Annotated in this window: 14 protein-coding genes; 5 read left to right on the top strand and 9 right to left on the bottom strand. The window is 64.4% G+C overall.

Features of this window, described 5'->3' with window-relative positions; all coding sequences use genetic code 11:
• Nucleotides 1-714: 714 nt before the first annotated feature.
• The 4 genes from WA965_RS27010 (at nt 715) to WA965_RS26995 (ending at nt 4,176) form a co-directional block, all read left to right on the top strand.
• The gene (locus tag WA965_RS27010) at nt 715-1,029 is read left to right on the top strand and encodes a hypothetical protein (RefSeq protein ID WP_526295763.1); all 315 of its coding nucleotides are present in this window, start codon (nt 715-717) and stop codon (nt 1,027-1,029) included.
• A gap of 18 nt (nt 1,030-1,047) precedes the next feature.
• The gene (locus WA965_RS27005) at nt 1,048-2,184 is read left to right on the top strand and encodes an amidohydrolase family protein (RefSeq protein ID WP_526295761.1); all 1,137 of its coding nucleotides are present in this window, start codon (nt 1,048-1,050) and stop codon (nt 2,182-2,184) included.
• Between the two features lie 163 nt (nt 2,185-2,347).
• The gene (locus tag WA965_RS27000) at nt 2,348-3,478 is read left to right on the top strand and encodes a sensor histidine kinase (RefSeq protein ID WP_526295759.1); all 1,131 of its coding nucleotides are present in this window, start codon (nt 2,348-2,350) and stop codon (nt 3,476-3,478) included.
• Complete coding sequence (locus tag WA965_RS26995) at nt 3,475-4,176, top strand: response regulator transcription factor (protein ID WP_526295757.1); 702 nt, start codon at nt 3,475-3,477, stop codon at nt 4,174-4,176. The genes WA965_RS27000 and WA965_RS26995 overlap by 4 nt, the downstream gene beginning before the upstream one ends.
• A gap of 207 nt (nt 4,177-4,383) precedes the next feature.
• On the opposite strand, the gene WA965_RS26990 is transcribed toward WA965_RS26995, so the two are convergent.
• The 8 genes from WA965_RS26990 to WA965_RS26955 form a co-directional block, all read right to left on the bottom strand.
• The gene (locus tag WA965_RS26990) at nt 4,384-4,554 is read right to left on the bottom strand and encodes a hypothetical protein (RefSeq protein ID WP_526295755.1); all 171 of its coding nucleotides are present in this window, start codon (nt 4,552-4,554) and stop codon (nt 4,384-4,386) included.
• A 105-nt stretch (nt 4,555-4,659) separates the two neighbouring features.
• Entirely contained in the window at nt 4,660-5,256 is a 597-nt protein-coding gene (locus tag WA965_RS26985) for a hypothetical protein (RefSeq protein ID WP_526295753.1), read from the bottom strand.
• Between the two features lie 14 nt (nt 5,257-5,270).
• Nucleotides 5,271-6,158, bottom strand: coding sequence for an NAD(P)-dependent oxidoreductase (locus WA965_RS26980; RefSeq protein WP_526295751.1), 888 nt, complete (start codon nt 6,156-6,158; stop codon nt 5,271-5,273).
• A gap of 40 nt (nt 6,159-6,198) precedes the next feature.
• Nucleotides 6,199-7,659, bottom strand: coding sequence for a four-carbon acid sugar kinase family protein (locus tag WA965_RS26975; protein WP_526295749.1), 1,461 nt, complete (start codon nt 7,657-7,659; stop codon nt 6,199-6,201).
• A gap of 28 nt (nt 7,660-7,687) precedes the next feature.
• Nucleotides 7,688-8,458: an SDR family NAD(P)-dependent oxidoreductase gene (locus tag WA965_RS26970; RefSeq protein ID WP_526295747.1), complete on the bottom strand. Its 771-nt coding sequence runs from the start codon at nt 8,456-8,458 to the stop codon at nt 7,688-7,690.
• On the bottom strand, nt 8,455-9,180 hold the full coding sequence (locus WA965_RS26965) for a FadR/GntR family transcriptional regulator (RefSeq protein ID WP_526295745.1): 726 nt from the start codon (nt 9,178-9,180) through the stop codon (nt 8,455-8,457). The genes WA965_RS26970 and WA965_RS26965 overlap by 4 nt, the downstream gene beginning before the upstream one ends.
• 149 nt (nt 9,181-9,329) lie before the next feature.
• Nucleotides 9,330-9,767: a DUF302 domain-containing protein gene (locus WA965_RS26960; RefSeq protein ID WP_526448231.1), complete on the bottom strand. Its 438-nt coding sequence runs from the start codon at nt 9,765-9,767 to the stop codon at nt 9,330-9,332.
• Between the two features lie 174 nt (nt 9,768-9,941).
• A complete protein-coding gene (locus WA965_RS26955; protein ID WP_526295741.1) occupies nt 9,942-11,564 on the bottom strand; it encodes a cation:proton antiporter domain-containing protein in 1,623 nt (540 codons plus the stop codon).
• A 221-nt stretch (nt 11,565-11,785) separates the two neighbouring features.
• Between WA965_RS26955 and WA965_RS26950 the strand changes: the two genes are divergently transcribed.
• Nucleotides 11,786-12,193 (top strand): hypothetical protein, encoded by a 408-nt coding sequence (locus WA965_RS26950; protein ID WP_526295739.1) that lies wholly within the window; start codon nt 11,786-11,788, stop codon nt 12,191-12,193.
• Between the two features lie 27 nt (nt 12,194-12,220).
• On the opposite strand, the gene WA965_RS26945 is transcribed toward WA965_RS26950, so the two are convergent.
• A complete protein-coding gene (locus WA965_RS26945) occupies nt 12,221-13,621 on the bottom strand; it encodes a mechanosensitive ion channel domain-containing protein (RefSeq protein ID WP_526448230.1) in 1,401 nt (466 codons plus the stop codon).

The following is a 13,621-nucleotide window of genomic DNA, read 5'->3' as shown; positions in this document are numbered from 1 at the left end:
GTCATGCATACTCGTTCGCATCCACCGAAAACCCCTGGTGTCCAGGCTGTTTCATCCATGGGTACCGGGTCGGTAGGCGAGAGTCACACGATTGCTGCGTGATTCATCGGATGAAAATGCAGTGATTGACTTGACATAATGTGGCTTATCGGCAAAACGTATAGCTGCATGTACGGGGGTCGGTCGATGTGACGCCCGCCTTTTCGGGACTACAGATCCTCGCCGCGCGGTTGACTGCGTGCTTACCCGACTCTGACCTGACAGCGGTCGCGCAGCAGGTCGTCCCCACCACCGCCAGCGTCGGACACCAGCGACCATGCAGGACCCCGCATTGGGCCCACCACCACGCGCTCCGACAGTTTCCCCAATTGGACCCATTAACGTCACAGTGACGAAATGGTGGCGACAGGGCTTATCGAACAAGCTGCATCCGATTGGGCGAATTGCTAACCCGCACAGGTTTTTCGACGGAGTCCACCGACGGGCGAGGCGGCGGATCGCTAGAGACCGTGCGGAAGGGCCGAACGCGGGAACGTCGCGGATCGTGCTGAGGGAGGTCGGCCGCTCGGTCGCTGCTGTACTCCCGAGCGAGTACGCGTCGCCTCCTGTGGGTGGATGCGATCTCCAGCGGCTGCCGACATCGTGGTGAATATCAACCACTCATCGGAGGTTTCGTGTCCCCTCCGACCCGACACAAAGGAAACAGCAAAGACCATGAAGAACTTCACCGCCACTGCCATCACCGCCGGATTCGTCGCCGCCTTCCTCGGGCTGTCCGGCCCCTCCGCCGCCGTACCGTGGTCGCCGAAAGCGGCCCCCTCGGGAAACAGCGCCACGGACACCATCAGCGCACTCGAGGCCGAAGGCAACCGCGTCGTCGTCAACCGCCAGGGATCGACCGCACTCGACAACGCCGAGGTCGTCTCGGTCCGCAAGGTCCAGCCCATCCGCGAATACGTCTGGGACGCCCAGGGCGACGACCGCGTCCTGCAGATCACCGGCCACGTATTCTTCGTCGACGTCAAATAACCCCGCAGACCGATGAAGATGAGCGTAAAACCCCTAGAGAAACTTGTGATGGGACGCCGCAACTTTCTCAGCGGCGCCGCTGCACTTGGTGTTGGTGCGGGATTGTCCGCCTGTGCCACTACGGCCAATGACCCAGCGACAGAGATTTCGGACATCTCGTTGCGAGACCAAGACCTGCCATTTATTGCCACGGAAGAGACCTACACCACCGATGAGCTGATTGCGCTGAACGCGATCAACGATGATCACGTGGAGTACCTCAAGGAAACTGGTCTTGCCGAACTCGGGCCTGGCCGCATCGGCGCAATGGATGAGGCGGGTATCAATGTTCAAATTCTCTCCGCACACACGCCGGGCGTGCAGGAGCTCGCCGGTCGGGAGGGCAACGATTTTGCGTATCGTCTCAACAAGATGATCGCCGACGGCCCGATGACCACCTATCCGGGGCGCTACCAGGCCTATGCGACCCTGCCTCTGCAGGACCCCGAGGCATCTGCGGACGAATTGGAACGCGCTGTCCGCGAAGACGGCTTCGTTGGCGCCATGACCAATGGGTTCGTTGGCGGCAAGTTCCTCGACCACCAGGATTTCGAGCCCGTCCTGGCGCGTGCCGAGGCCCTTGATGTTCCGATATACCTGCATCCGGGCTTCCCACCCAAAGAAGTCTTCGATATTTACTACAGTATTGAGCGCCCAGGATATAACGATGAGCACCAGGATTACATTTTCAGTGGGTCAGGATATGGCTGGCACCAAGAGGTGCTTACTCAATGCCTTCGACTGATCATGACCGGGGTGTTCGATAGATTGCCCAGACTGCAGATTATTGTCGGCCACATGGGAGAGGGCCTTCCGTTCTATTACGAGCGCATCGTGGAAGATTTGGGAGATTCGACCGAAGGTTCTCTGAACAAGCCTGTCGGGCAATACTTCAGTGACAATTTTTGGTACACAACCAGCGCATTCTTCCAGGATGAGCTGCTCCATCTTTTGCTGAAGTACATCAGTGTGGATCGAGTGATGTTTGGAACCGACTACCCGTTTGCGAACATGAAGGAAGGAACCGATTGGTTTCGGGCAGTGGAACTGCCACGCGAGACTAAAGAGAAAATCGCGTTCCGAAATGCAGAAAAATTGTTCGGCATGAAGGTCTGACGCATCCGCCCGGCCGCTCGGTCAGCGCTGTACTCCCGTGGGTGTACCCGTCGCCTCCTGTGGGTGGATGCGGCCTCCAGCGGCCGCCGTCATCGTGGTGGTGGATACCAATCACTCATCGGAGGTCGTTCGTGTTTCCACCGGTCGCGACGATGATGGACCCGTGACGCACACCGATCACCGCACCTCTCGCGCCGAACTCGCTGCGATCGTCGCCGCGTTGGCCGTGTCGATCGGCGCGTTGGTCACCGATCCGGACGTCGTGGCCGGACGGCAGCTCCCAGGCATCGCGATCGCGACTGTCGCCGCAGTGCTGCTCGTCGTCGCCGGTCGGTTCGGTCGGGCCACCGTCGTGGCGATCGGTGTGCTGGACGTCGTCACCCTCGCATGGACCTCCAGCCCAATCGCGCTGCGGCTGCTGCTCGCCGTGGCGTTGTACCGTCTCGTGCGCCGGAGCGACGATCGCTCTGTGATCTGGTTCGGATCGCTCGTCGCGATCGTCGTCACCGGCATCGGGGCGCAGGTCGGTAGTGAGCCGTTCTGGTTCGAATGGGCCACCGACGCAGCCGTTCTCCTGCTCCCGATCGCCGCCGCCGACGCCCGTCGCTCCAACCTGCAGCGTCGGACCGACGCAACGGAACGCCAAGTCGCCGAACGGCTCCAGGCCGAACGCCTTCGCATCGCGTACGACCTGCACGACATCGTCGCCCATTCGCTGTCGGCGATCACCGTCCAGTCCGGCATCGCCGCCCACGTGTTCGAGCGCGATCCGACTGCCGCTCACTCTGCGCTGGTCGAGATCAACAACGCAGGCAGACGATCGCTCGACGAGCTGAGATCTCTCCTCGGGGTCCTGCGGTCCGACGAGTCGGTCCCGCTTCGTCCGGTGCCGACGGCCACCACGACCATCAGCGACGTCGTTGCTGCCGCCTGGCACTCGAGAGGGGTCGAGGTGGTCGAGGACGGTCACTATCCTGCGAACGTGGCGGAGAGCACCGTGGTGACAGTGCACCGAATCGTGCACGAGTGCCTCGTCAACGTCGCCCGCCACGCCGGCGAAGTCCCCGCGATCGTCCGGCTCCGGCACGCGGACGGCGGCGTGCACGTCACCGTGTCGAACGATGCGCCGGCTACCGCTCGCGTTGCGGCGCCGGGCACCGGCATCGGTCTGGTCGCGATCCGCGAGCGAGCGGAGCTCCTTGGGGGCACCGTCTACGCCGGACCCACCGACGACGGCGGGTTCACGGTGCGCGCGTTCGTGCCCTACCAACTGCCCGGCGGGCGGGGGGCATGACCGCTCGGCTCGGCGCCCCGACCACGGCGAGGCGCGACATCCGCGTGCTGCTCGTCGACGACCAGGAGTTGGTGCGTCGCGGGTTCGCAATGCTGCTCGCCAGCGAACCCGGCATCGAGGTCGTCGGTGAGGCCGGCGACGGCGCGCAGGCGATCACCGAGACCCGGCGGACACGCCCCGACGTCGTGCTGATGGACATCCGCATGCCTCACATGGACGGGCTCGACGCGACCCGAGCGATCTGCGGCGACGAACGGCTCAGCGCCACCAAGGTGCTTGTGCTGACCACCTTCGCGCTCGATGAGTACGCCTACGAGGCGCTCAGAGTCGGCGCCTCCGGTTTCCTGCTCAAGGACACCCCGCCGCGACTCCTGCTCGAGGCGATCTCCGCCGCCGCTGCCGGTGACGTCCTCATCTCACCGGCAATGACAAAGCGGTTGGTCGCCGACCTCGTTCGCCGTCCGATCATCCGTCCGGGAGACACGGGTCCCCTCGATGTCCTCAGCGAGCGGGAGCGCGAAGTGCTCGCCGAGGTCGCACGTGGCAAGACCAACTCCGAGATCGGCGAGTCGCTCTACATGTCGCCGCTCACGGCGAAGACGCACGTCAGTCGCATCCTCGGCAAGCTGAACGCGCGCGACCGCGCCCAGCTCGTGATCATCGGATACGAGACTGGCCTCGTCCGCCCCGGCGAGTGAGCTGAATTGCGTTTCACCGCAAGGTCACAACTGCCGCATGCGTTGAACCTAGTCTGCCCATTCTCCCAAACAGCGCTTTCCGCAACTGGTAGCGGCTCATCGAAGGCCTCTGGCACAAAGACATTCGAGCGCTGTCCAAATGTTCGCACAACCGGTGGCTTTCCGAGCAGTTCGGGCAACGCCGAAAGTCGTGAACACGGGCGCGCCTCACCCAGCTCGGTCTGTGAGGTGCGACTGTGCGAACCGGCGAAATGCCGTCAGTAAGGCGTTGCGGTCGCCTGCGCGGGCGACCAGCACGACGTGGCTGGGATCGACGCCGAGCAGGGGGATGATGACGACATCGGGACGCAGGCGGACGGTGGCCGGCATGATCGCCACAGCCTGACACTCCGGCGACTCAATCCTCCGCACGCGCGGTGCGGCGGACACTCAGCCTTTCCTCCAGCCTATAAGTTTGAGACAACTGCCCTGCGCCGCAACGGTTCAGACGATGGGCATCGAAGAGTCCAGTAATTCTCCCTGGCTTTCGATGAAAGCGAGTGATCGATCAATCATCTCGCGGGTGATCGCACTCACCACGATCATGTGCGGGACGTTGTAAGTCAGCAAACGCTCATCACCGACTTGCTCGGCGCCGCCAAGGCGCGACAGTAGCTCCGGGGTGATGAAGAAACACCATCGTCGCTGGCCGTCGGAGAATTCAAGCACCACGTCGACGCCAGTGAGAAAGTCCTCGACCAAATCGTCTAGATCATCCACGGTCGCACGCACGAGCATTGCCATCTGCTGGCCGCTCATGTCGAAACAGTACTCCGGATACCACCGCGCCCTCCCGTTGTCGGCGCGCACCTTCACGTGGTGCTTGTCGACGTCACGGGCCAGAATTTCATACTCGTTGCCATAAGTAAGGGCGTCGGCATAGACACCGACGCACGCACAAGTGGCGATGTTTTGCGAATCAGCCCCCGCAGGTTTCAAGTTCCCCACGGGTGATGATGTTAGCTCCGAGCGGGCCTCAACAGCTCCCAGTTTCCCGAACGAGCAAGTCGTGCCGAGCACCGCCGTGAGGTACGGCGGCACCCTCCAGCTCCTAGTCAGGTTGACGCAGTCGCGGAGCCCCGAAGAATCTCGATGACAGACGAGTCGTCGGCGCGTCCGAGTCCGGCGCGGCGGCCGGCGAGGTAGATCTGCTCGGCTGCGGAGGCCAGCGGTGTGGGGTATGACTTGGCGCGGGCAGCCGCAGTGACCAGACCCATGTCCTTGACGAAAATGTCAGTGGTGGAACGAATCTCGCCGTTCGAATTGTCGATCATCCGTGCGCCGCGGTCGTCGAGCATGAAAGAGGCCGCCGCGCCGTGCCGCAGCACTTCCCAGGTAGCACCGGCATCCAGTCCGAGTGCCTCGGCATAGGCGAGGGCTTCCGCGGCGACCGCGATATGCACCCCGCACAGCAACTGGTTGACGAGTTTGACCTTCTGCCCCTCCCCTGGCTCGGTCCCGACGACGGGAGCATTGCGGGCCATCACGTCCAGTAAGGGCTGCACCGTCGCCAGAGCGGCTTCCGAACCGCTGACCATGATCAGCAGATCGCCCTGGCCCGCCCTGGCAACACCACCCGACACGGGAGCATCGACGATCTGCACGTCAGTCTCGGCCAGGCGCCTGGCCCAGGCTTCGACGGCATCCGGCCCGACGGTGGCCATCAGCAGCACCACGCTGCCCGGGCGGAGCGCCGCAGCGGCCTTTCCATCGCCGTACAGCACCGATTCGGCTTGGTCAGCGGTCGCGACCATGAGCACGAGAACATCGCTGTCCACCGCAGCGTCACGAACGGTGGTAGCGGCTTTCACGCCGTCGCCCGCCAGGGCAGCCGCCTTCTGCGGATCGATATCGAAGGCGGTGACCAGGTGCCCCGCTTGGGCTACGAACGATGCCATCGGTGATCCCATGGCTCCCAGGCCAATCCATCCGACATTGGTCATGTCTGGTTCCTTCTTGTATTGGTTTGGACCACTTGGGTATTCATCGCCGTCCGGCGAACAGGTCGACGACATCGGCGAGAGTCTCGTCGTCGCCGACATTCCCGGCGAATACCACATACGGGATGCCGACCGCTTCAGGCGCCGCCTCGATTGGACGAAAGACCGACACGATGCCCGGGAACAGTTGGCCGAGGACCTCGGCGCGCCGGATCCCGAGGCCGCGGACAGCGACATCGTGAGAGGTGATGCCGCCCTTGGCGACAACCCATGCCGGGTGTGCGGTGAGCGAGGCCCGGACGACGTCGGTGACCGCGGTCGAGACGGTCCGGGCGATGGCCAGACTGTCGTCAGCGTCGCCGCCGCGCATCAGAGTCCGACTGGTGAACAGCAGAACATCAGAGGTGGCGAGCGCCTCGATGACAGCTCGCCCGACCTCGGCGACGTGGGCGTCCCGGCGGTCGGCGTCGATCAGAGCGGGCACGTGCAGTTCCGCTTCGACCAATCCGCCGCGCCCTTGCGCCCTCGCCACTTGCCTACTCGTCAGGCCCACATGCGAACCAACGACGACCAGGCCGTGGCCGCCGGGATTGCCCTCCGGCCAAATCTGTTGCGCGGAAAGCGGGTCCTGCGGTTCCAGACCCGCCAAAGCCCTGACGAACGATGGCCCGGAGCGGTACCCGAAACTGCGTCCCTGTTCCTGGACCTCCAGCAACCCGAGAACGACGATCTCCAGGTCGGCGTAATCGGTGGCGTTGACCACCACGAACGCGCCGCCAGTGACCTCGCCCAAGATCTCGGCGACCTTGCTCGGCCCGCCGATCCGGATGTCGTCCAGGGTGATGCTGTGCACCGCGTCTGCCGTGACGGTGCCGTCACTCTTCTCAGCGACGAAGTCCCGCAGGTTCGAAGAGGTGTATCCGAACGTCGCATCTTGAGCGAACTCCGTATCCCCTACCGGAGTGGGAGTCCCGGCCACGGTCGCCCAATGGATGTCACCCGCGGTGAACCGGCCCGCCTCGAAATACGCGGGAATCAACAGGACGCCGTCGAATCCAGCGCCCGTCACACGGCGACGGGTGGCGTCGATGGCCCGGATCTCGGCGATGATGTGGCCGCGCAGCGTGGAATCACCACGGCTGACGACTTCCACGGGGCCGCCGAGACTCTGGCCCAGCTCGAACAGACTCGCCGACACGCCGGCGTTGACCTTGATGGCGGCGCTCTCCGAGAGACTGCGGGTATTGGTCAGGATGAAACAGGTAGATCCCGGCGCCGCCAGACCGGCGGCGTACTCCTCGGCCTCGAACACGGTGACGACGCTGACGTCGTGCACGGTCTGCGACCCGGTGGGATCGTCGTCGAGCACCGCAATACGGCGGCCGGCAGCCTCGTTGGCCGCCCGGATACGCTCTCGTGCAGCCGGTTCCTGCCTCAGGGGTGGGGCGGCAGCGAGAATGTGCTCGGCTGACGGGCCGTGGGTATCGGTGTTTTCTGCGATCATCCGAACTCCTCGAGTTTGGCAAAGGACGCTACGACATCTGCAGTCCGCCGTTGACGTCGTACGTGGCGGCGGTGATGAACCCGGCGTCTCCGCTCATCAAATACGCCATCAGGGCGGCGACCTCGTCGACGGTGCCTATCCGCCCCAGTGGGATGTCGGCGCTCATCTGCGCCTTGCGCTCGTCGGTCAGGGTGCCGCCCATGATGTCGGTGTCGATCGGCCCGGGCGCAACGGAGTTCACCGTGATGTTGTGCGGACCCATCTCCCGCGCCAGGGCACGCGTAAACCCGATGACTGCCGCCTTGGACGCGCTGTACGGGACCTTCGAGTACGTCCCGCCACCACGTTGCGCCGAGATGGACGAGACGCTGACGATCCGGCCGACCTCGGCTGCGATCATGGCGGGCAACACCCGTTGGGTCACGAGGAACGTACCGCGCATGTTGACGCTGAACACCCGATCCCACTCCGCCGGTGTCACATCCAGGAACTCCGTCGGCGAACTCACCCCGGCGATGTTGGCGAGTCCGATGACAGGCGGCAGGACCGACTCGATCTGCGCCACGGCGGCGTGTACCGAGTCCTCCTCTGAGACATCGGCTCCGACACCGAGCGCGGAAACCGAGTGCCTGTGGGCAACTTCGTCGGCCGCGAGTTGGGCGGCAGCTTCGTCGATGTCCAAGATCGCCACAGACCACCCGTCACGGGCCAACCGGTCGGCAGTCGCGCGGCCGATGCCCCGCGGCGATGCCCCGCCGGTAATGACGGCAGTCCGTTCGGGCGGTAGTGAAGGATTCATGGGAGGCTCGCCTTTCGTGCTTCGGGCTGGTCGGCATCGATGACGTATCGACGCAGGTCGTTTTCGGTCTGGTCCATGTGCGCCTCCATCGCGTCGCGACTCCTCCTGGGATCGCCAGAGGTGAGTGCCTCGAGGATCGCTTCGTGCATGGCGATGGCGTTCACCTGGATCTCCGGGATCGCCGATGTCTCCGTGCGGGCCTCGATCAGAAGACTCCCGAACGGTTCGAACATGAACGGAATGAACATGTTTGCGGTCGCATGCATGATCACGTCGTGAAAGGCGATGTCCGCCTCGACGAACAGTTCGACTCGGTTGAGCCGGTGAGCCAGCCGCATTTCTTCGATGCTGGCGGCCAGGGAGTCGAGATCCTCCTTCGACCGGTTGACGGCAGCCAATTGCGCTGCACCGATCTCGACCATCCGTCGCGCTTCGATCAGCCGACCGGACACTCCGCCCGAGGACGACCGGCGTTCCTCGATGCGGACGACGGCAGCCAGAGACGTCCACGCTTTCGGCGGGTTGATGAAGGTGCCACGGCCGCGACGGATGGAGACGATGTTCTGCGACCGTAAGATCCGCACCGCCTCGCGGACGGTCAGACGGCTCATCCCGTACTTCAGCGCCAGCTCCCCCTCCGAGGGAAGGACCGACTCGCTCGGAAACTGCCCGTCGACGATCGACCCGAGAAGCATGTCCGCAAGTTCTTCGGGAAGTGCCACAGTCCTGTCCCTCCCCTCGGCCGCCCCCAAGACATCAGACGTCTGATGTCTCAATGGTGATTCAGAGCACATCATGTGTCAAGAGCGATCTCGGGACTACGCTGCTTCCGGCGATTTGGTCAGCACCGATCCGGCGCCCGCCCAGCGGACTACGAGGGACCTACCTGATGAGCCGGAGACTCGAGTTGCTCTGGCACATCGCCGCCCAGCAGCGCGATCACGCCGGCCAGCAGGGCATCGAGCCGATGTCCGACTGCGGCGATCTCCGGCCGGCCGAACGACGCAAACTGCAGACTGGGCTGATCCACAGAGAACCGCGTGACACCGTCGTCGCCCACGGAGATCAACGTGCGCAACGGCGCGTGCAGTAGGACACCCGGGTCGTACCGGAACATCGTCTCGGCGATTGTGTGGTTGCCCATGAGGTACTCGGTGGCACGTCCCCGTGACGGCGAACCGACCATCATCGGAGCAGCGTCGAACCGCGCGTACAGCATGAACCCATGTGGCGCTTGCACACCCGCAATGCCGAGGGTGTCATCCCAGGACTTGGCGCCGGTGAAAGCCGACGGGTCGTAGGTCGGCACGATTTTCTCGTACCGAGCCCGCGCATCGTCGTACGCCATAGGCAACACGACGTTCAGGCGCCGGGACAAGTGTTCGATACTGGATGCCGACCCATGCATTCGAGCACCTTCCATAGTGCGGACAACAGCTAAGTATACAAGTCTATACCCAGTTGGCCCGTCGCTTCTCGGACGCTACGACGCACCGTTGGGACCGTCCTCGGGCTCGAGTTCGGCGGTCCGGGGTTCCGCGTCGTGGGCCACCTGATCGGCCAGTTCCAGCCCGGCGCCCGAATAGACGTTGAAGGCGATCCCGACGCCGTGGTCCTTAGCCCACTGCACCTCATCGTCGTAGCGGGCGACTGCGGCGACCTTGCCACTGAACCCCGACTCCCGCAGGCACTCGAGCGCGGTGACGTTGGCGCCGTGGCGCGGCATGGCCAGCACGGCGATGCGCACCGAGTCGGAGCGTTTGAGTTGGTTCCAGAAGTACAGGTCGGTGGCGTCGCCTTCGATGACACGCAATCCTTGGGCTTTGAGTCGCTCGATTCGGGGCCCGTCATAGTCGACACCGACCACCCGGTGCTGGTAGTGGTCGGTCAATCGCTGATATGCGGCGAACCCCACCCGGCCCATGCCGATCACCACGACCTCGGCGTCGCTGGCGTCACCGGATCGTTCCTCCGGATGCAGCTTCTGTTCGTCCTGGGCCGGCAACCGCGCCGCGATCTTCTCCACCATCAGGTGCCCGCGCCGGTTGAACAAAGCTGACACCACAAAGCTCAGCGCCACGGCGATCGACATCTCGACCAGCCAGGCCTCCGCCAGCATCCCGGCTGACACTCCGACCGAGACCACGATCAAGCCGAACTCGGAATAGTTCATCAAGCCCAGCCCGGCGAGCAGCGCGGTGCGGAACCGGAGCTTCAGGCGCGACAACAGCAGCACGTACCAGGCCGCTTTGAACGGCAGGAGCAACAACATCAGCAGTGCTACGCCGATGGTGGGTAGATCCGGCAACCCGGTAAGTCCGATCGACACGAAGAACCCGACGAGCAGCAGTTCCTTGATGTGGAACAGCGAACGGGCGAGCTCGGAGGACGCCGGGTGTGACGCCAGCAGCACCCCGATGATCAGCGCGCCGAGATCGCCTTTGAGACCGAGCGCGGTGAACAACGCGTACCCGGGCACCAGCGCCATGACGATGCCGAACAACGACTGCATCTCGCCGTGCCCCAACCGGCTCCAGATCCTCCGCAGGACTCGGGTGAGCGGCCACAGACCCACCAGCGCCAACGCCCACGGGCTGGGTAGATAACCACTGGTCGCTGTCAAGAAGACGACGGCGATGATGTCCTGCATGACCAGGATGCCGATGGCCACCCGGCCGTAGAGCGCGTGCGATTCGCCCCGCTCCTCGAGGACCTTGACCACAAAAACCGTGCTGGAGAACGACAGCGCGAAGGCGAGCAGGGCGATGGTCTGCATGCTCTGCCCTGCCAGCATCGCCATGCCGGCCACAGCGGCCAGCCACAGGGCGATGCCGCCCAGGACGACGCTGACCACCATGTGCACCGACGTCGTCAACCACACCTCGCGGCGCAGCAGGATCCGAACGTCGAGCTTGAGACCGATCGCGAAGAGCAACAGTGTGACGCCCAGGTCCGCCAACACATCCAGTTCCGGAAACTCCCCGACGTCCAGGGCGTTGATGACAAACCCCGCCGCCAGGAACCCGACCAGAGGCGGGAGCCGCAGTGCCAGCGCGAGGCCGCCGAGACCGAATGTGATGACGAGATAGATGGCGACAACTGTCATGCGCGGCCCCTTGCTGATACGGCGTGGACCGTCGGCGACGTTGTCGACGACCCCTTGTGGTGCTGGAGTCTGACAAGTATCCCGATAAACGCCGGATTCCTCAGCGCCCCGCGCCTCCGGCAACTCGCTGCAGGTGATCCCGCAACCGATCCACTGCAGCCCGGCTCCGCAATTTTGCGGCAATCTGCCCGCAGTCGGCCGGCGTGCGTCATCGTTGACCTATGGCGAGCCAGAAGGTCCCGAGCCCCAAAGACATCAAGGCCGCGGCGCAGGCAGCGGCAGAGACAGCCCAATCGGTCGCCTCCGGCGCCCTGCGGATTCCGCCCGCGTCGCTCCAGCTCGCCGCCGAGTTGCCGGATCTCATCGAGAACCTGGCCACCGCGACGGAACGACTCAACACCGCGATCGACCGGGCCGAGCGCTACCTCGCACTGGCCGATCCGATGATCAGGACCATGGACGCGATGCTGCCCCAGCTCGAGGCACTGGTCGCTACCGGCAACGACGTGTACCGGGCGGTGTCGTCGGTCCCCGGTGTCTCCACGCTGGGGAGATTCGCCACCCGCGGCGGTTCGGAGCCGACGACCAAGAGCAAACCACCTCGGGGACGGCCCACTCCGAAACCGTAGGAAATCGACCGAGGCCTCCGGGCATTCTCAGGGAGTAGCCGCGGTACGCCAGTCCTCCGCGGCACGTCTGCGGTGTTCAATCGTGTCGCCCAGCAACCGGGCGAGCTGCGGATTGTGTTGCACCACAGCGGCCATGGTGTCGCGCGGGATCACGATCAGCGTGGTGTCCCGAAGTGCTGTCGCACCGGTGAGGACCGGCTGCCGGGTGAGTGCGGTGGCCCCGATGTAGTTGCCGACGTCGAGATGCCCCACCGTGAGTTGTTCGCCGTTGTCGTTCGAAACTGTCAGCGCCAATTCACCTTCGGCGATGAATCCGATGCCGTCGGGAACCGAGCCGACCGCCTGCACGGTCTCGCCCTCGCTGTAGATCAGTCGACGACCCGCGACCAGCATCTCGTCCACGGTCGCCCTGTCCAAGGCCAGTGCCGCGGCGATCCGGCGGGAATGCACCGCAAGGTCTTCGGTCTGATGGTCGTCGAGGACGCCGTCTGCCTCATCGAGATGCAAACCGGCGCGCCGCGCGGCGTACCACACGCGGTGTAGCAGCAGGTTCCGCGCCGCCCCCTCGTCGGCGGGTGAGGCGACCGGCACCGACACCTTGTACTCGGCAGCGCCCAGAGCGGTCACTCGGACGTCCATTCCCGGTAGCTTCTGCGGCAGGGCATCGGCGACGGCCTTCAAGGTCCGCACCACGGTTCCGGGCCGATCGTCGCCGCAGAACGTCAGCGTCGCACTGCTGTAGAAGGCCGCGCCGGCGACGCGGCTGAGGTTCGTGAACGACGATCCGGCCAGCGCGGCATTAGGCACGATCTGGATACCGTTGCCGGTGTCGATGTGAATGGATCGCCAATTCACCTCGAGCACCCGACCTTTGACCGACCCGGTGTCGAGCCAGTCCCCGATCCGGAAGGGTTGCTCGAAGAGGAGGAACAACCCGGCGATCACAGGCCCGACCGCCGTCTGCACGGCGAGGCCGATGACGATCGAGGTGACCCCGACCGCGGCGAAGAGTCCACCGATATTGGTTCCCCAGACCCAGGAGAACAGCAGCCCGAGGCCGATGACGATCAGCAGGAGCCGGCCGAGGTCGATGAAAATGCTCGGCAGGCGCTCCCGCCAGCTGCCTGCCCGTGCGCGGCCGAACAACGCTGCGTTGGCACCCGAGAGCGCGAACAGGATCAGCAGGAATCCGAACACCGTGGCCGTTATCCGCGGCCAGGTCGCCTCGACGTCGGCGTCGTTGAGTTGATCAACCAGGATCAGCAGGCCCAGCGCGGGTAGAACGGCGTTGCGCAGCAGAAGAACCGGCCGCGCATAGCTGCTGCCTCGCCGCAGCAACCACTGATGGACTTCGGTGAGGATCAGCAGCGAGATCGGCAGTGCCACAACGACTGCCACCGTGGGCCAGAACCATGATTGCGACGTCAT

The sequence above is a fragment of the Mycobacterium sp. genome, assembly GCF_049683935.1.
GTDB lineage: Bacteria > Actinomycetota > Actinomycetes > Mycobacteriales > Mycobacteriaceae > Mycobacterium.
Note: the sequence above shows the minus strand (reverse complement) of the source record. Positions and strands in the feature narration are given on the sequence as shown.